Origin of the sequence: Citrobacter sp. CF971 (assembly GCF_006385635.1) — a bacterium.
Classification (GTDB): domain Bacteria; phylum Pseudomonadota; class Gammaproteobacteria; order Enterobacterales; family Enterobacteriaceae; genus Citrobacter; species Citrobacter freundii.
On record NZ_CP041051.1, the window covers coordinates 3241472 to 3258887 of the forward strand.

The 17416-nt window shown below is 52.0% G+C and carries 15 protein-coding genes, 1 tRNA gene and 2 pseudogenes; 5 read left to right on the forward strand and 13 right to left on the reverse strand.

What is annotated here, in order from left to right:
• The first annotated feature begins 13 nt into the window (after window positions 1-13).
• Together yejM and E6P06_RS19230 are read left to right on the forward strand one after the other, a co-directional pair.
• Window positions 14-1774, forward strand: a complete 1761-nt coding sequence (yejM, locus tag E6P06_RS19225) for an LPS biosynthesis-modulating metalloenzyme YejM (protein ID WP_121540256.1) — start codon at window positions 14-16, stop codon at window positions 1772-1774.
• Between the two features lie 74 nt (window positions 1775-1848).
• Window positions 1849-1925, forward strand: a tRNA-Pro gene (locus E6P06_RS19230).
• A 130-nt stretch (window positions 1926-2055) separates the two neighbouring features.
• On the opposite strand, the gene E6P06_RS19235 is transcribed toward E6P06_RS19230, so the two are convergent.
• On the reverse strand, window positions 2056-2502 hold the full coding sequence (locus E6P06_RS19235) for a S24 family peptidase (protein ID WP_231504641.1): 447 nt from the start codon (window positions 2500-2502) through the stop codon (window positions 2056-2058).
• Between the two features lie 21 nt (window positions 2503-2523).
• Between E6P06_RS19235 and E6P06_RS19240 the strand changes: the two genes are divergently transcribed.
• Window positions 2524-2766: a DinI family protein gene (locus E6P06_RS19240; RefSeq protein WP_003840850.1), complete on the forward strand. Its 243-nt coding sequence runs from the start codon at window positions 2524-2526 to the stop codon at window positions 2764-2766.
• 134 nt (window positions 2767-2900) lie between these two features.
• Here the strand turns inward: E6P06_RS19240 and E6P06_RS28025 are convergent, their stop codons facing one another.
• The 5 genes and pseudogenes from E6P06_RS28025 to E6P06_RS28270 all read right to left on the reverse strand — a co-directional run.
• Complete coding sequence (locus E6P06_RS28025) at window positions 2901-4241, reverse strand: phage tail protein (RefSeq protein ID WP_371419192.1); 1341 nt, start codon at window positions 4239-4241, stop codon at window positions 2901-2903.
• Between the two features lie 168 nt (window positions 4242-4409).
• Window positions 4410-5189 carry a DUF6453 family protein gene (locus E6P06_RS19250; RefSeq protein WP_246862886.1) on the reverse strand — a complete coding sequence of 260 codons (780 nt, stop codon included), beginning with the start codon at window positions 5187-5189 and terminating at the stop codon, window positions 4410-4412.
• The gene (gene ccmD, locus E6P06_RS28030; RefSeq protein ID WP_246862887.1) at window positions 5152-5382 is read right to left on the reverse strand and encodes a heme exporter protein CcmD; all 231 of its coding nucleotides are present in this window, start codon (window positions 5380-5382) and stop codon (window positions 5152-5154) included. The genes E6P06_RS19250 and ccmD overlap by 38 nt, the downstream gene beginning before the upstream one ends.
• Window positions 5379-5495: pseudogene (locus E6P06_RS19260) on the reverse strand (heme ABC transporter permease); the annotation flags it as partial. The gene ccmD and the pseudogene E6P06_RS19260, both read right to left, overlap by 4 nt.
• 252 nt (window positions 5496-5747) lie before the next feature.
• Window positions 5748-5807 (reverse strand): annotated as a pseudogene (locus tag E6P06_RS28270) (hypothetical protein); the annotation flags it as partial.
• Between E6P06_RS28270 and eco the strand changes: the two are divergent.
• Window positions 5786-6283 carry a serine protease inhibitor ecotin gene (eco, locus tag E6P06_RS19265; protein WP_044711545.1) on the forward strand — a complete coding sequence of 166 codons (498 nt, stop codon included), beginning with the start codon at window positions 5786-5788 and terminating at the stop codon, window positions 6281-6283. The pseudogene E6P06_RS28270 and the gene eco overlap by 22 nt on opposite strands.
• Before the next feature lie 92 nt (window positions 6284-6375).
• Here the strand turns inward: eco and mqo are convergent, their stop codons facing one another.
• The gene (mqo, locus tag E6P06_RS19270; protein WP_016150680.1) at window positions 6376-8037 is read right to left on the reverse strand and encodes a malate dehydrogenase (quinone); all 1662 of its coding nucleotides are present in this window, start codon (window positions 8035-8037) and stop codon (window positions 6376-6378) included.
• A gap of 278 nt (window positions 8038-8315) precedes the next feature.
• Here mqo and E6P06_RS19275 point away from each other — a divergent pair, with 278 nt between their 5' ends.
• The gene (locus E6P06_RS19275; RefSeq protein WP_139935586.1) at window positions 8316-9563 is read left to right on the forward strand and encodes a SulP family inorganic anion transporter; all 1248 of its coding nucleotides are present in this window, start codon (window positions 8316-8318) and stop codon (window positions 9561-9563) included.
• Here E6P06_RS19275 and mgtE read toward each other — a convergent pair.
• The 6 genes from mgtE to E6P06_RS19310 all read right to left on the reverse strand — a co-directional run bounded on the left by mgtE (window position 9526) and on the right by E6P06_RS19310 (window position 16849).
• Window positions 9526-10962 carry a magnesium transporter gene (gene mgtE / locus E6P06_RS19280; protein WP_003027576.1) on the reverse strand — a complete coding sequence of 479 codons (1437 nt, stop codon included), beginning with the start codon at window positions 10960-10962 and terminating at the stop codon, window positions 9526-9528. The two genes, E6P06_RS19275 and mgtE, sit on opposite strands and share 38 nt — an antisense overlap.
• 105 nt (window positions 10963-11067) lie before the next feature.
• The gene (locus E6P06_RS19285) at window positions 11068-12711 is read right to left on the reverse strand and encodes a multidrug ABC transporter permease/ATP-binding protein (protein ID WP_071685214.1); all 1644 of its coding nucleotides are present in this window, start codon (window positions 12709-12711) and stop codon (window positions 11068-11070) included.
• A 75-nt stretch (window positions 12712-12786) separates the two neighbouring features.
• Window positions 12787-13437, reverse strand: coding sequence for a DNA oxidative demethylase AlkB (alkB, locus tag E6P06_RS19290; RefSeq protein ID WP_003027582.1), 651 nt, complete (start codon window positions 13435-13437; stop codon window positions 12787-12789).
• Window positions 13437-14501 (reverse strand): bifunctional DNA-binding transcriptional regulator/O6-methylguanine-DNA methyltransferase Ada, encoded by a 1065-nt coding sequence (ada, locus tag E6P06_RS19295; RefSeq protein WP_139935587.1) that lies wholly within the window; start codon window positions 14499-14501, stop codon window positions 13437-13439. Before ada ends, alkB begins: the two co-directional genes overlap by 1 nt.
• A gap of 79 nt (window positions 14502-14580) precedes the next feature.
• On the reverse strand, window positions 14581-15633 hold the full coding sequence (apbE, locus tag E6P06_RS19300) for an FAD:protein FMN transferase ApbE (protein ID WP_139935588.1): 1053 nt from the start codon (window positions 15631-15633) through the stop codon (window positions 14581-14583).
• A gap of 115 nt (window positions 15634-15748) precedes the next feature.
• On the reverse strand, window positions 15749-16849 hold the full coding sequence (locus E6P06_RS19310; protein WP_139935589.1) for a porin OmpC: 1101 nt from the start codon (window positions 16847-16849) through the stop codon (window positions 15749-15751).
• Window positions 16850-17416 lie beyond the last annotated feature (567 nt).

A 17416-nucleotide genomic window follows, 5' to 3' on the forward strand; every position in this document is an offset into this window, starting at 1 on the left:
CGAACAACAGTTTATGGTAACTCATCGTCAGCGCTACCGTGAGAAAGTCTCCCAGATGGTTAGCTGGGGGCACTGGTTTGCCTTGTTCAACATCCTGTTGGCCGTGGTACTCGGTAGCCGTTACCTGTTTGTCGCCGACTGGCCGACAACGCTTGCAGGTCGTATTTATTCCTATGTAAGCCTGGTCGGACATTTTAGTTTTCTGGTGTTTGCCACCTATCTGCTAATCCTGTTTCCCCTGACGTTTATCGTCATGTCCCAGAGGCTGATGCGATTCTTATCAGCTATTCTGGCGACAGTGGGCATGACGCTGTTGCTAATCGACAGCGAAGTTTTCACCCGCTTCCATTTGCACCTCAACCCGATCGTCTGGGAACTGGTCATCAACCCTGACCAGAATGAAGCGGCGCGTGACTGGCAACTGATGTTTATCAGCGTGCCAGTGATTCTGTTAATTGAAATGCTGTTTGCGACCTGGAGTTGGCAAAAGCTGCGTAGCCTGACGCGTCGTCGCCACTTCGCCAAACCGTTAGCCGCATTCTTCTTCATTTGCTTTATCGCCTCGCACGTGGTGTATATCTGGGCGGATGCCAATTTCTATCGCCCGATTACCATGCAGCGCGCGAATCTGCCGCTCTCCTACCCGATGACGGCGCGTAAGTTCCTGGAAAAACATGGTCTGCTGGATGCGCAAGAGTATCAGCGTCGCCTGATCGAGCAGGGGAATCCGGAAGCAGTTTCCGTGCAGTACCCGCTGAGCGAACTGCGCTATCGCGATATGGGCACCGGCCAGAACGTCCTGCTGATCACCGTCGACGGCCTGAACTATTCACGCTTTGAAAAGCAGATGCCTGCGCTGGCTGAATTCGCCGGGCAGAATATCTCCTTCACGCGTCACATGAGCACTGGCAACACCACGGATAACGGGATTTTTGGCCTGTTTTACGGCGTCTCACCAAGCTACATGGATGGGATTTTATCGACCCGAACGCCTGCGGCGTTGATTTCCGCGCTGAACCAGCAGGGCTATCAGTTAGGGCTATTCTCCTCGGATGGCTTTACCAGCCCGCTTTATCGCCAGGCGCTGCTGTCAGATTTCTCCATGCCAAGCGTGCAGACGCAATCTGACGACCAAACCGCAAGCCAGTGGATTAACTGGCTGGGACGCTACGCGCAGGAAGATAACCGCTGGTTCTCGTGGGTCTCCTTTAACGGGACCAACCTTGATGAGAGTAACCAGAAGAACTTTGCCAAACGCTATGCAAGCGCCGCTCAGGATGTGGATGCCAACATCAACCGCGTTATTAGCGCCCTGCGCGACTCCGGCAAACTGAACAACACGGTGGTGATTATTACCGCAGGTCGGGGCGTGCCGCTGACGCAGGAAGAGAACAGCTTTGCCTGGTCGCGAGGCCATCTGCAGGTTCCTCTGGTTATTCACTGGCCGGGAACGCCAGCACAGCGCATCAATAGTCTGACCGATCATACGGACCTGATGACAACGCTGATGCAGCGCCTGCTGCACGTCAGTACACCTGCTAACGAATACTCGCAGGGGCAGGATCTGTTCAATGCAACTCGCCGCCATTACTGGGTTACTGCCGCTGACGGCAGCACGATGGCCGTTACCACACCCGAGATGACGCTGGTGCTGAACAACAACGGTAATTATCAGACCTATAATTTGCGCGGCGAGAAAATAAAAGATCAGAAACCGCAGCTAAGTCTGCTGTTACAGGTTCTGACGGATGAGAAGCGATTTATTGCTAACTGATTAATTATAAATCAGTTAGCGAGACATGCTCTTGCATTCGTAGCGGAAAGCAGTAGTATTAGCAGCCATAGCGTCGGCACGTAGCGCAGCCTGGTAGCGCACCGTCATGGGGTGTCGGGGGTCGGAGGTTCAAATCCTCTCGTGCCGACCAAAAATCCTCTAAGAACCAGCCTGTTACGGCTGGTTTTTTTGTGCCTGTTTTCTGAACGGGGAAGCTATGGGGAATAATCGGGGAAAAACCCCGACACAAAACATCGGCTTTACCGTAAAGTTTCAGCTATTCACATAACCGGGCAATCATCAAACTCCGCGTTCCTGGCATCATTAATGATGTATGTGATCACCCCGAATATAGCGGGTGCAGAACTGTAACCGTCATCATCTACTGGCAGCGCCTCCCTTCTCCCGTTCTCCAGATTAACGAGGTGGGGTTGAGGATGTGTCCGATATCGCTTGATCCTGAATTCTCCGTCTATCGCGCAGATCAGCAGCGAGCCATCACAGGGAGAAAGTGACGCATCAACAACCAGTAGCGCCCCCTGGATTATCCCTTCCCTGAAATGTGAACGCGATGCCCGCATAAAATAAGTCGCTGCTGGCTGGCTGATTAGCTGCTGATCGAGGGAGATTCGTGTTTCAACATAATCTGCCGCAGGTGAAGGAAAGCCCATGTTTACGCCCTCTCTTGAATACCGGATAAAAACACAGTATAAATACTGTATATCCATCCAGTAAAGGAGCAATGAGCAATGTTCGTGGAACTCGTTTATGACAAAAGGAATTTTGATGGTCTGCCCGGTGCAAAAGATATCATTCTGGGCGAGTTAACCAAGAGGGTTCACCGGATCTTCCCCGATGCTGATGTTCGGGTAAAACCGATGATGACACTGCCGGCGATCAACACTGACGCCAGCAAGCATGAGAAAGAACAGATTAGCCGTACTGTTCAGGAAATGTTTGAAGAGGCTGATATGTGGCTGGTTTCAGATTAAATGCCTTGAACCGTCATATTGCTTAAGTACAATCCGCCGTGACTGGCAATCATTCAATACTCGCACTATCGAACGTTCGCCAGTCGGCCGCAATCATGCTCTTGCATACGGTGTGGTTGCGGCAACCATCATTTTTACACCTGAGCATCCTGCTGATTTTGCTGACGCTCATATTCAGCTTTTTCCATCGCCTCCAGCATATCTTTCTGTTTCTGATTCCAGATGCTGTTTTGCGGCATCTCAACACGCAAATCTATCCAGCGACCAGCCGGGATATCCACCGGGTCGCCATCTTTAACCGTTTCGGTAAATGAACCATCGTCATTTTTAATACCAATCAGGTTTCTGGCATATTCCGGCGCACTACTATGCGCGCGATGATACGTACGGATGATGAGATCCCCATCAGGGAGTATTTTAAAATCCACCCATAGCAATGGCAGGCAATTGCCGTTTTGCGGAATAACGTATCCGCCGTCCATACCACCCCATTCAGGGCTGGAGTTAAATCCCAAAACACCGGAAACTTTATAAACACCTGTATCGATGCGCTCCGATACGACCCCTTCAGCCTCATAGCTAATGGCTGAAGTGCCGTCGCCATATAGTTTCACAATCGGAGATGCCGGTTTCAGGTTGCCGTTTCCATCCACAGTGGTATTGCTTGAACCATACAGTTTTCCCCAGTTAGTGGGGCTCCCGTTTATATCCATTTTATAATAGATATTTCCATCGTTACCTAACTGAAGAATATTTATCCAGGATCCTGTGGCGGAAGGCAAAGCATCATCTCCTCCATTTGAAAATACCAATACCGTTCCAAATTCGGTGGCCGCCCAGGTGCTGCTGGATGCGTAATACACGCCTGGTTTTGTCGGGAGAGTTGTACTGGAAAGTGTTCTGCTGAATGTCTGCCATCCTTGTGCCACGCCAAAACTATATTGTGCACTTGCGACGTATAAATTTGAGCGCGCACCAGTTTCTGTTAATGCACCAGTTCCCCCCTGCGCGATACCTAACGCATGCCACGCTTTGGTATCTGATCTATATATCCCCCAAGTACCCGAATCCTGTATCAGCAGATTAACATCAGGGTTATTGGCCTGAATATAGGTCTCACCCTGAAGCTGCTTAAAGCGCTCTAACTCCAGGTTTATACGCGCGTTTTTCTTATCTGCAGCCCCTGTCCCCCCTGAAGTAACAGGCACGACCCCATTCGTTTTCATGACTACGTTTTCAGCCAGATATTTCCATGATGGCCCCGAAAACTCCGACTGGTCAGGCAGTCTTACCGTGATATTCCCCGTGTCACTGAATACCTGCTGCCAGTTTTGCTTGTCGTAGTTCAGACCGCGCAGGGCTTCTGCACTCTGTGCCACCAGCGCCGCGGTGACCATATTCAGCGCCATACGAGGAACAGCTGACCAGGCAGCGCCAGATTGGGTTGGCCCGGTGTAATTGCTGACCAGCGTCAACGCTGTACCACTTTCCACGGACTTAACCGGAAGCGTATAGGGAACACCACCGACCTTAACAACAATAAAATCTCCTGCCGCCACCTCGGTTGTAAACGCGGTCCCGCTGCCAGCGACCGCAGCAGAGTTATTCGTCAGGGTTAAGGTTCCTGCTGACATAGTTTTTCCTCAGTACATGTTCGGAATAATAAGAATGGGCATGGCGATATTTCTGTTTCGGGTCATATCCCATGAACCGGAATTACGGTTTGCAAACACTTTGTTGTAGGCTGACCTGACGCTGCCGCCAGACATGACCACGCCTTTGGTTCTGATATTTCCCCATCCACCGCTCATACGCACCTGCACGCCGGTATAGACTATCTGGCAGAACCCGCCGCCTATATCCTGGAAGGCATCGGTGATCTGGATTTGTCGGTCATATACAAAGGGGCGTTTCAGCGTGGAGAATGTCACCTGGCCTGCGGCGTTGGTCATCGTGATACCGTCGCCACCGACAGGTGCGGTCTGATTGAATATCACCAGGTCAATCGTCGCCGTGCCGGCCACGTCATCCCGCCCTGTGTAGGAAATGTCGCGCACGATGATACTGCCGCCGTCAAACCCCACCGACACATTCGGGTTATCCCATTTACCGAAAGGAATACCGCCCACCGGAAGCGGCGCACTGCCGTTAACCGTAATGCGCCCGGAATAAGCACAGGTCATCAGCGCGGCCTGATTGGATATGGCGGTGAAGTCAGTCGAGTTTGAAACCAGCAATCCCTCGTTATAAGTGGCCGCAGGCAGCAGCTCCATGACATAACCAGACCAGTCCGGAGTGAGGGCTTTACCCCCGATTGTCTCAGCGCCAATGATGACTCCTGAGTCCCCGTTTCGGGTGACCCCCGTCATAATGGCTACATCAAATTCAGCAAAGGAATAGATGTAAATGGGATTGGTTGGCACCACGATGACCTGTGAGCCAGGAACGAGTGGCGTATTTACCGGGTACACCACGTAAAATTGCGCGATGCTGTAACGTGGAATGCACTACCAGCACCACCAGCGGGATAACGCTCATCGCTACGGCAAGCCAGACATACAAGGCGTAGCCGCCCATCGCGAAAAAATCACTCCATGATGCAAATGCAGGGGTCATTGGCGGCCTCTTTTTAAGATCAGTTCGCTCACCCACGGGCGGCGTTTTTCCATCATCAAAATCAGGTTACGCATGCGCATCAGCGCCAGCGTGACAAACAGTAACAGGTACCCCAATTGGGGTAAATGCTGTTGCCGGATCAAAGGAGTGTTGAGTTGGCGGGAAAAAATGCGCTTTTGCTCACATTTCAATGAGTTATATAGCCACGTATATAGCGATTCAATATTAAGATAATAATCTCATGTTTAAGATGATTCTTAGAATATATCGCTACATTGAACGTAAACCATTGCTGGATACACTTAAAATATAAGTAAATACAGATTAATTGATGATGCGAATATGTTAACCTGCCCCTGACTCGTTCAAAAGACAGAAGAAAGGAAACACTGTGAACAATAAGATGAAGACAATTGTCCCTGCCGTACTTTTCGCCGCCTTTGCCAGCACCTCTGCATGGGCTGCCAGTAACGATACCGCCGCTCAGCCGCTGGAAAAAGTCGCCCCTTATCCTAAGGCGGAAAAGGGTATGAAGCGCCAGGTTATCCAGCTTACCCCAGAGAAAGATGAATCTACTCTGAAAGTAGAACTGCTGATCGGACAAACGCTGGAAGTTGACTGCAACCAACACCGCCTGGGTGGCGAGCTGGACAGCAAAACGCTGGAAGGTTGGGGATATGACTACTACGTCTTCGACAAAGTCACATCTCCGGTTTCAACCATGATGGCCTGCCCGGACGGTAAGAAAGAGAAGAAATTCATTACTGCGTATCTGGGTGATGACGGCATGCTCCGTTACAACAGCAAGCTGCCGATTGTGGTCTACACCCCGGAAAACGTGGACGTTAAATACCGTATCTGGAAAGCAGAAGATAAAATTCAGGACGCAGTCGCGCGCTAAGTCAGGATGTGCCGGATGGCGGCGTACCGCCTTATCCGGCCTACAGACGCATAAAACAGGCCGGATAAGCGCAGCGCCATCCGGCATTGTATTTACAGTGCGATATCCGCGACGGCTTTCTGTTCAGGCTGCGGTTGTGCCTGAGGTTTCAGCTGTGGTTTCGGTGCTTCATCAGCAACCTGCGGCTTGTCATATTTCAGACCCAGAACCTCACTGGTGTACTGCAACTCTTGTTCCGTAGCCTCAACGTTACCGTTCAGCTTAGTACCATAAGACGGAATGATGGTTTTCAGCTTCGCCTGCCACTCGGGGCTGGCCACTTTATCTTTAAACACTTTTTCCATCAGATGCAGCATGATCGGTGCCGCGGTTGATGCGCCCGGAGAAGCTCCCAGCAGCGCAGCAATCGTGCCTTCTTTATCGCTGACGACTTCAGTCCCCAGGCGCAACACGCCGCCCTTCTCCGCATCGCTTTTGATGATCTGCACACGCTGGCCCGCCTGCCATAAACGCCAGTCTTCTTTTTTCGCTTGCGGATAGTACTCTTGCAGCGCAGCAAAACGGTCGTCGTCGCTGAGCATCACCTGGCTCACCAGATATTTCACCAGATCGAAGTTATCCAGACCCACGTTGACCATCGGCATAAAGTTCGACGTGGTGGTCGAGCTGAGCAGATCCCACAATGAACCGTTTTTCAGGAACTTGGTGGAGAATGTCGCGAATGGCCCAAACAGCACAACGCGCTTGCCATCAAGGATACGCGTGTCGATGTGCGGTACGGACATCGGCGGCGCGCCAACGGAGGCCTGACCATACACTTTCGCCAGGTGGCGATTGACTACGTCCGGATTGTCCGCAACCAGGAACTGCCCGCCCACCGGGAATCCGGCATAGCCTTTCGCTTCCGGAATGTCGGTTTCCTGCAACAGCTTCAGCGCAGCGCCACCGGCACCGATAAAGACAAACTTCGCCTTGATATCATGTTCCGCTTCGTTATTTTTCAGATCGGCGACCGTGACCGTCCAGCTATTGTCGGCATTACGCTTAAAACCGCGCACTTCGGTGCTCAACTGCAGCGCAAAGTTGGGCTTTTTCTGCAATGAGGTAATCAACTGGCGCGTGATTTCGCCGTAGTTCACGTCAGTACCAATCTCGGTACGCGTTGCTGCGACTTTCTGTTTTGGATCACGACCTTCCATGACCAGCGGCGCCCACTCTTTAATCTGCGCGTGATCTTCAGAATAACGCATACCGCGGAATAACGTGCTCTGTTGCAATGCGGCGTAACGGGCACGCAGGAAGTTGACGTTCTCGTCACCCCAGACAAAACTCATGTGCGGAACGGTAGTGATAAACGAGCGTGGTTCATGCATCACGCCATTATTAACCTGATATGCCCAAAACTGGCGGGAAATCTGGAAGGCTTCGTTAATGTCGACTGCCTTTTCAATGCTGATGCTACCGTCTGCCTTTTTAGGCGTGTAGTTCAGCTCCATCAGTGCGGAGTGTCCCGTTCCGGCGTTATTCCAGCCATTTGAGCTTTCCTGCGCTACACCATCCAGTCGCTCAACCATGGTCATTGACCATTGCGGCTCCAGCTCCTGTAAATAGGTTCCCAGCGTGGCGCTCATGATGCCGCCGCCAATCAACAGTACATCCGTTTCCTGCTCTTCCGCCGCTTTCGCTTTTGCCGCCATCGAGACAACATTCAGCCCTACAGCCATGGTGAAGAGCATGGCAGTCACTTTTTTCATAATGTTAATGCCTTACTTTTAGTATCGCTTTTTTGCTTTTAATGCAGGTGAAAATCGAGCGGTATCAACGGTAACACTTAAGTAAAAATAATTAAATATTGTTTATAAATTATATTTAATTTTTAAAAATGTTATTAATACGTTGATAGTTTATATGGTTATTGACAATCATTTCTGGAAACCAGTCCGTCAGACGGGTACTATGCTGCGCTTTGCTATTCACCGCACGGATGCCTGTCGGTCTGCTGTATCAGGCCATTTTTGACCTGAGTGTAACTATGTCTGCAACTCAACATTCCTCTGTCGCAGTCGCGGAAAACGCGACCTGTGCCGTGCTGCGCCAACCCCGTCTGCTGGTTCGCGAAACACTGGCCGGTGTGGTAACCGCCCTGGCGCTGATCCCGGAAGTGATTTCGTTTTCCGTTATCGCAGGTGTTGATCCTAAAGTCAGTCTGATCGCCTCCGTCGTACTGTGCCTGGCGATGTCCTTTTTAGGTGGTCGTCCGGCAATGGTTACCGCCGCTGCAGGATCGGTTGCGCTGGTGATTGGTCCGATGGTGCATCAACACGGCGTGCAATACATCCTGCCTGCAGTGGTGCTGGCCGGGATGATTCAGATCCTGTTTGGTGTATTGGGAATGGCACGTCTGATGCGATTCATCCCTACGGCCGTGATGACCGGATTTGTCAACGCACTAGGTATTTTGATTTTCTTTGCCCAGGTCCCTCATTTCTGGGGGAAAAGCCCGCTAATCTGGGGGCTGTTTGTCCTGACGCTGCTGATTGTGCTGTGGGTTCCGCGGTTTATTAAAGCTATCCCCGCACCGCTTATCGCCATCGTGCTGCTGACCGTGTTCACTGTCACCAGCGGGCAACTGTTACCGACCGTCGGTGACGAAGGTTCGATGAGCGGCGGCCTGCCGGGTTTCACCCAGTTGTTGGTTCCGCTCAACCTGCAAACGCTGGCGATTATCTGGCCCTGCGCGCTGAGTATCGCTTTTGTCGGTTTGATGGAGTCGCTGTTGACCGCCCGTCTGGTGGATGACCTGACGGTGACGCCGTCGAATAAGAATCGCGAGAGTGCCGGGCTGGGGATAGCCAATATTCTGGCCGGATTTTATGGCGGCATCGCCGGGTGCGCGATGATTGGTCAAACCATCGTTAACGTCGAGATGGGCAAAGGACGCAGCCGCGTCTCGACGGTTGCAGCCGGACTGGTATTACTACTGTTAGTCACTGGGTTAAGCGAAGTGATGGCAGAAATACCCATGTCGGTGCTGGCGGGAATTATGGTGATTGTGGCGGTAAAAACCTTCAGTTGGCACAGCATCCAGCCCGCCACGCTGAGGAAACTCCCCGTCACTGAAACGCTGGTGATGCTGGTGACCGTCGCTGCCACGGTGTCCACCGGCAACCTGGCGATTGGCGTGGTTGCCGGGGTGATTGCAATGCTCATTCTGCCGCGTATCGTCAGAGGCAAACGCGCGACTACATCAGAAACAGCGTTGCCAGACCGAGAAAAATAAAGAATCCCCCGGTATCGGTGATAGCCGTAATCATCACGCTCGAGCCGACCGCCGGGTCGCGCCCGAGCTTCACCATCGTCATCGGAATGATGACCCCCATTAATGCTGCCATCAACAAATTAAGCATCATCGCCAGGGTCATTACTCCGCCGAGCGCCATGTCATCGTACAACCACCAGGTAATACCGCCCATAATTCCGCCCCATACGAGGCCATTAATCACCGCCACGCCCATTTCGCGCAGGATCAAAAACGTCAGGTTCCCCGGCTGAATATTTTGTAGCGCCAGCGCGCGAACGATCATCGTGATGGTTTGATTCCCGGTATTGCCGCCAATTCCCGCCACAATTGGCATCAGCGAGGCCAGCGCCACCAGTTGCGAAATCGTATGTTCAAAACCGTCGATCACCCGCGAGGCGATAAAGGCGGTACAGAGGTTAACGGCCAGCCACGCCCAACGGGTTTTTACCGCTTTGGTAACGGGCGCAAACACATCCTCTCCGGCGCTTAAGCCCCCCATTCGACGCAAATCGGTATCAGTTTCTTCATAAACCACATCGACGATCTCATCGATAGTTAAGCGGCCCATCAGCTTGCCTGAAGGGTCAACGACTGCAGCACTGACCAGGTCGTCACGTTCGAAGGTACGTGCAGCGTTTTCAGCGATATCGTCCGGAGAAAAGGTGAGCGGGTCATCTTCCATCACCTCGCTGACTTTGCGTTGCACATCATTGAGCAGAATGCAGGTTAGCGTCAATTCGCCAACCAGCACTTTATTGCGATCGGTCACGAAGAGTTTATCGGTGTTCTCCGGCATTTTGCCCAACCGTCGCAGGTAGCGTTGCACCACTTCCAGCGTCACGTCCGGACGCACGGTGATGACTTCGAACTCCATAATCGCGCCGACGCGATTCTTCTCGTAATGCATTACCTGGCGGACACGCGCCCGCTCTTCGGCTGGTAACGTCGCCAGCAACCGTCCAGTGAGGTTACGCGGGAGATGCTGCACCAGATAAATCTGTTCATCGATATCGAGATATTGCAGCGCATCCAGTATTTCGCGGTCACTCATCTCATCGATCAGGTCGTCCCAGACGTTTTCAGACGCCTCAAGCAGGACGTTACCACGCTTTTCACTTTCGACCAGTCGCCACAGGGCGTGACGCTCTTCTGAAGGTAATGCTTCGAGGGTATCGGCTAAATCAGGAGGCGGCAGGTGGGCGACCAGCGCCCCTACCTCAGCAATATCGTCGGCTAACGTACCGACGTCATATTGCTCAGCCAGGGTAAGCTTGCCCAACAGTGTTGAAATAATGGCTTTATCAGTGGTCAGCAGCCAGATAAGGCGCGCACGCTCTTCATCACGCAGCCTGGCGCTGTTTTTGTTTATTACGGACATTAATCATAAATCCATGATATGAAATATCATTAATCATGATGCTGATTTATGTAAATAACAATAAACAGTGCCGCCGGGTGGCTAAAAAACCGGCGGCACGTAGGATCAGGTTGTGCGAGCCACCGCGTCACGCGAGGCGGCTTCACGTTCATCGCCCAGCAGTTCACTCAACTGTCCGTTACGCATTTCCAGCAGCCTGTCGGCATGAATAAAATAGTGATCGTCGTGGCTAATGGCGAAAATGGTTTTGCCCATTTCCTGCATCAAAGGCAATAGCACCTGATAGAACTCCCGGCGGAAATGGGGATCCTGATCGGCAGCCCATTCATCCAGCAGAATGATGTCGCGCTCCTCCGCCAGAGCCAGCAGCAGCGCCACGCGTTTCTTCTGCCCTTTCGACAGTTTCAGATTGAGGATACGGCCATCGCTCAGCTCCAGCTTGTGCCCCATCTTCAGATGTTCCAGCCACTTCGCGACCAGCTGCGGATTAGCCTCTTTACCTTCCGGCCCCAGCAGTTTGTCGAACAGCCAGACGTCGGTAAACACGGCGGAGAATAGCTTGCGGTAGTCTTCCGGTTTTTCAACGGCAACGGCCTTACCATCAAGCAATATTTCGCCTGACTGCGGCTGGTATAGACCGGTCAGTAACATCGCCAGCGTAGATTTCCCGCTACCGTTACCGCCAATCAGAAAGATCAGTTCACCGCGATGAATCGTCAAATTCACTGGTCCAACGGAGAAGGCGTTATCCTGATAGTGGAAAACCACGTTACGCAACTCCAGCGTCTGCCAGTTGGGAAACGCATTTGGACGCGGGAATTCGGCCTTAAAGGGCGCCAGGGCAAACCTGTTCAGCTTGTTGAAGGCCACCTGCGCGGTGAGCAGCGTCGGTAGCGCGCCAACGGCAGAGAGCAGCGGCGTGCGCAGAAATAGCAGCGTCAGCGAATAGGTCGCCGCCACGGCGGTATCCGCCCAGCCCAGGCTGTTGGCCATCCAGAACACCAAACCAATGGCGCCCAGCATCATAATGTTCGACCAGTTGACTGCGCTCAGGTGGAAAGTATCGGCGCGAATAATATGGTGACGGTACTCTTTGGCATCCGGGACGTACATCTGATTAAAGATATGCTCGGCACGCTCACGGTTGAGCGTCAGCTCTTTGCGCCCTTCCAGCACCGTTTGATAATCGTTGTACAACTTATCTTCAGTTTCGCGCAAGGTGGCCATGTGTTTATACACCCGCGCCACCAGCACAAATCCGCCCCAGATGGTGATTGCCATCCAGATTGCTGTCACCAGCAGCATTTTAGTCGACAGCATCGCCAGATACGCCGCCGATCCGACTGTCAGGATAATCCCCTGTACCAGCTCAGGCAGACGAACAAAGGCGATGGTGATGTTGCGGATATCACTGGTTAAACCCGCCAGCAACGAGGCGCTGCCAAGCTGTTCGATACGCTCGACGTGGGTGTCCAGAATCCGTTTGATAAATTCGCTACGCAGTCGGTAGACAAAGTGGTGTCCCAGCGTGGTGAGCGCCAGTTGTGAACCGAGGGTGACGGCCATCAATAACAGCAGCAGGCCAAGAAACTCCGGTAGCACCATCAGCGTGGTGTCGACCGTTTCAATCAAACGCTGGTTGATAAACGCAATCAGCCCAATCCCCAACGCGGCGCTGGCGAGGCTGAGCGCCATCACGCTGATAAATGGCCAGCGATACTGCCGCCAGACAAGAAGTAAAAGTTCCATGCGAACAACCCGGGCAAGTAATAACAGCCCGCAGTTTAAACATCTCTTCGCTGACAGCAATAATAATTCTTATTTTTATTCTTTTTTACCTGCCTGACGAAACGTCAGATTGTAACGACAGTCTCCGGTCAACGGATGATACCCCGTTTTAAGCGGCTGGATCCCATGATAAAACAGCCGCGAATTACCGCCCCACACCACGACATCGCCATGCTCCAGCAGCAAACGCTTTAGAGGGTCATTACGGCGCAATCCGCCAAATTGAAAGATGGCCGGTAGCCCCAGCGATACAGAGACAATCGGCGCCCGCAGGTCGGGCTCGTCTTTATCCTGATGTAAGGACAGTTTTGCCCCTGGCGTGTAGCGGTTAATCAGGCAGGCATCGGGTTGAAAATCAGCATAGCCCGCCGCCGTCGCCGCCTGTTGACACAGGTCAGCAAATGCATCCGGCAGCGGCGGCCAGTGCACGCCGGTGAGTGGATCAAACGGAGAATAAAGATAGCCATGCTGATCCGTCGTCCAGCCCAGATGGCCGCAGTTGGTCATTGCCACCGACATCGTATAGCCGCCGGGCGTTACCATCTGACGAAATGGCGACTGTCTGGCGACAGCCGCTATCGCCTGCAGTAAAGTGGGTGCAGAGTCAAAAGCGAAACGTCGCAGAATAACCGCACCTGAAGCCAGCGGCTCCTGCCAGGGTTTAGCATCCGCAAAAAGATCGAGCATTATGTTTCCTCGCCAGTAGTTTCCCGTTGCAGTAACTGCGCCTTGCGCGCAATACCCCATCGGTAGCCCGAAAGTGCGCCATCACCACGGATCACCCGGTGACACGGAATAACAACCGCCAGTTTGTTGGCCCCACAGGCACTGGCCACCGCGCGCACCGACTTCGGTTTGCCGATGGCGCTGGCCAGCTGTTGGTAGCTCATTGTTTCGCCGCACGGAATTGCGCGCAGCGCCTGCCACACCTGCTGCTGAAATGCGGTGCCCCGGATATCCAGGGGTAGTGATAGCGACGCGTCACGCGAGTTGATCGCGGCGATCACTTCGCGCACGCGCTGCTGAAAATCGGCATCTGCAGGAACATCCTGCGCGGCGGGAAACAGCTCATGCAGATCCGCAACTAACGTGGCGTCATCATCACCAAGTAAGATCGCACAGATACCCCGCTCGCTTTCTGCCACCAGACAACGACCCAGAGCGCAATCTGCGAGGGTATAGCGTACAGAAACGTTGTCGCCACCTTTACGAAATTGCTTTGCGGTCATGCCTAATGTCTGATCCGCTTTGCGGTAATAGCTGCTGCTGTCGGGGAATCCGGCGTTGAGAATCGCCTGCGTAACCGGAACACCTTTCGCCAGAGCATCGCGCAGACGGCGGGCACGCCAGGACTGCTGCCACGCTTTCGGGGTCATGCCTGTCGTAGCTTTGAACAAGCGATGTAAGTGATACGGGCTCATTGCCACCTGTTGTGCCAACTCGTCCAGCGTAAGAGGTGACTCTTGCTCCAACAACTGGCAGGCGCGGGCAATTTTGTCCAGTCGATGCTGTTGCGCGCTGTCTTTATCCGGCTGGCAGCGCTTACAGGGGCGAAACCCGGCAGCCTGCGCCTGCTGAGCATCAGAGAAAAAGCAGACATTTTTGCGCAGCGCATGTTTTGCCCGACAGGACGGACGGCAGAAAATACCGGTGGTCTGGACGGCAAAAACAAACTGACCGTCGGCGTCGGCGTCACGAGCCAAAACGGACTGCCAACGGTCATCGTCAGTGATGCGTAAACGATTTTTCATTTCGGACTCCTTTGTTAAGCATAGCGCTTAGCCTCAGTGTGTCCCCATAGCCGGATACAAAAACCCGCAATCTTGCTTTTTAATTTTTTTCGCTGACCAGAAAGCTTTTGAACTGCGGCGACATCCAGGTGTTAAACCCCTCGCCCTCTTTCATAATCATATAGACCGCCAGCCCTTCACGACGCACAACTTCTTTGGCCTTTTCCGGGCCGAGCACCATCAATCCAGTATCCCAGCCGTCAGCTTCCAGCGCCGTTGGCGCAATGACCGTTACGGACACCAGGTTGTGTTCAATCGGACGACCGGTTTGCGGATCGATAACATGGGAAAGACGCTTGCCATCCAGCTCATAATAGTTACGGTAGCTGCCGGAGGTGCTAATGCCATGCCCGTTAATGTCTACAATCGCCTGCACCGCGTTTTCACGATCGGTCGGTTTCTGAATTGCGACTCGCCACGGATGCCCTTCAGCATTCATACCGCGGCTGTTTAGCGCACCACCAACGGAAACCAGATAACGGGCGATCCCTTCCTGCTCCATTAATCGTGCCAGATGATCGGCGGCGTGCCCTTCGCCAACGGTAGAGAGATCCACATACAGATCCGGCAAGTCTTTTTGCAGGTAATTCCGATGCGCTTCATTCACGACCTTTAGATGTGAAAGTCCGGTTTTCGCTTTTGCAGCGTCAATTTGCTCTTGGGTGGGAATATGCAACGGTTGCTGATCCGGGCCAAAGCCCCACAGATTGACTAACGGCCCCACGGTGATATCCATAGCCCCATCGGTTTTTGCGCCAATGCGTAGCGCCGAGGTCACGATATCCGCCATGGCGTCGCTAACCGGCCATGGTGACAAACTATTCGATAAGTTAAAGCGCATCAATGCAGAGTCATTTTTATAGGTGGAGAGCAGTTGATCATCGGCATCAAGCTGAGTCTGGATCTTCACCTGTAGTTCTGCGGCGCGTTTTGCATCGACGCCCACGACACTGACCCGCCAGAAAGTGCCCATGGTTTTACCTTCCAGAACGGTGGCTGGCGTTGTGGTCTGAGCAGGTTTCGGGGCTTCATCGCACCCGACAAAAAAAATCGTCACCGCCAGCAGCGCTGCGCGATAAAATTTCATTTCCATACGTAATTATCCTCATGCGAACGCGCGCAAGAGTACACCAAAAATCGTTGTTTGTACGGCGGAAAAACAGCATTAAAAAAGGCCCCGCAGGGCCTTTGATAACAATAAATGTAGATTAGAACTGGTAAACCAGACCCAGCGCTACGATATCATCGGTACCGATACGTGCGTCACGGGTGAACTGATTGTCATCCAGCAGGTTGATTTTGTAATCAACATAGGTGGACATGTTTTTGTTGAAGTAGTAAGTCGCGCCAACATCAACATATTTCACGATGTCTTCGTCGCCATAGCCACGGCCCAGGTCTTTACCTTTAGACTGCAGGTAAGCCACGGACGGACGCAGACCGAAGTCGAACTGGTACTGAGCAACCGCTTCGAAGTTCTGTGCTTTGTTAGCCCAACCCAGGGAGCCTGCACGCGTTGCGTTGTAGGTCTGAGTGTACTGAGTTGCAAAGTAGAAGTTGTTCGCGTCGTATTTAATACCACCGGTATAGGTTTCAGCACGGTCGCCGGTACCGAAGTTCAAACGGTTCTGTTCGTCGGTACGTTTTGAACTGGTGACTGCAGTACCCAGAGAGAAGCCTTCGCCGATATCATAAGTGATAGATCCGCCAACGCCGTCGCCATTCTGACGCAGTGCTTCACGACCGTTGTTGGTCACGCCGGTCATGCCTTCGCCTTCCGGGCTACCGTTTTTACCCTGATACTGCAGGGCAAAGTTCAGGCCATCAACCAGGCCGAAGAAGTCGGTGTTACGGTAGGTCGCGAAACCGTTACCACGCTGCTGCATGAAGTTGTCAGAACCGTAGGTGTCGCCGCCGAATTCCGGCAGAACGTCGGTCCAGGACGTTACATCGTAAACTACGCCGTAGTTACGACCGTAGTCGAAAGAACCAACATCAGCGAATTTCAGACCCGCAAACGCCACACGCGTCCAGGAGTTGTTCTGAGATTCAGGCGCGTTACCCTGAATCTGGTATTCCCACTGGCCGTAACCGGTCAGTTGGTCATTAACCTGAGTTTCGCCTTTGAAGCCGATACGCATATAGGTTTGGTCACCATCAGCGCTTTTGTCATCGGAGAAATAGTGCAGACCGTCGACTTTGCCGTACAGGTCTAATTTGTTGCCGTCTTTGTTATAAATTTCAGCCGCATTCGCTGCGCCTGCTACCAGCAGTGCTGGTACCAGGAGGGACAGTACTTTAACTTTCATGTTATTAACCCTCTGTTATATGCCTTTATTGCTTTTTTATGCCACTGCATACTGATTAAGGTCATTAACCAGTCGGCAACTTCATTCTCCGCAAAAACACAGAATAATCCAACACGAATATGATACTAAAACTTTTAAGGTGTTTCATTTATCTGCATAGATGTTTCAAAATATTAATACAAGGGAACTTTTTTAAAATCAAAAAATAGGCAAAATAAGCACAAATAATCAAGAATTATACTAATGCCATTTAAAATCAACAAGTTACACGAAAAAATCTTATAGCACTGAATGACAAAAAAAAATCTTCACTCGCAACTAAAATAGACCCGCTATCATCATTAACTTTATTTATTACCGTCATTCATTTATGAATGTCTGTTTACCCCTATTTCAACCGAATGCTCAGCATTCGGTTTTTTTTTACCCTTCTTTACACAAAACTTACCTTTCTGTGCTACCGATGCAAAACTATAACGACTATTAACTATCTCATAGCACTGCGCTCAGATATAAGCCTGACAAATAATTGATTGTTATTTAATGCTAAATGTATACTTTCCGTAC

Excerpts from the sequence above, each read along its gene's own strand:
- E6P06_RS19310 (WP_139935589.1), bottom strand. The coding sequence starts at position 16,849 with ATGAAAGTTAAAGTACTGTCCCTCCTGGTACCAGCACTGCTGGTAGCA.
- E6P06_RS19275 (WP_139935586.1), top strand. The coding sequence starts at position 8,316 with ATGTCTGCAACTCAACATTCCTCTGTCGCAGTCGCGGAAAACGCGACC.
- E6P06_RS19235 (WP_231504641.1), bottom strand. The coding sequence starts at position 2,502 with ATGGATATACAGTATTTATACTGTGTTTTTATCCGGTATTCAAGAGAG.
- ada (WP_139935587.1), bottom strand. The coding sequence starts at position 14,501 with ATGAAAAATCGTTTACGCATCACTGACGATGACCGTTGGCAGTCCGTT.
- E6P06_RS19285 (WP_071685214.1), bottom strand. The coding sequence starts at position 12,711 with ATGGAACTTTTACTTCTTGTCTGGCGGCAGTATCGCTGGCCATTTATC.
- E6P06_RS19240 (WP_003840850.1), top strand. The coding sequence starts at position 2,524 with ATGTTCGTGGAACTCGTTTATGACAAAAGGAATTTTGATGGTCTGCCC.
- yejM (WP_121540256.1), top strand. The coding sequence starts at position 14 with ATGGTAACTCATCGTCAGCGCTACCGTGAGAAAGTCTCCCAGATGGTT.
- ccmD (WP_246862887.1), bottom strand. The coding sequence starts at position 5,382 with ATGACCCCTGCATTTGCATCATGGAGTGATTTTTTCGCGATGGGCGGC.
- mgtE (WP_003027576.1), bottom strand. The coding sequence starts at position 10,962 with ATGTCCGTAATAAACAAAAACAGCGCCAGGCTGCGTGATGAAGAGCGT.
- apbE (WP_139935588.1), bottom strand. The coding sequence starts at position 15,633 with ATGGAAATGAAATTTTATCGCGCAGCGCTGCTGGCGGTGACGATTTTT.
- alkB (WP_003027582.1), bottom strand. The coding sequence starts at position 13,437 with ATGCTCGATCTTTTTGCGGATGCTAAACCCTGGCAGGAGCCGCTGGCT.
- mqo (WP_016150680.1), bottom strand. The coding sequence starts at position 8,037 with ATGAAAAAAGTGACTGCCATGCTCTTCACCATGGCTGTAGGGCTGAAT.
- eco (WP_044711545.1), top strand. The coding sequence starts at position 5,786 with ATGAAGACAATTGTCCCTGCCGTACTTTTCGCCGCCTTTGCCAGCACC.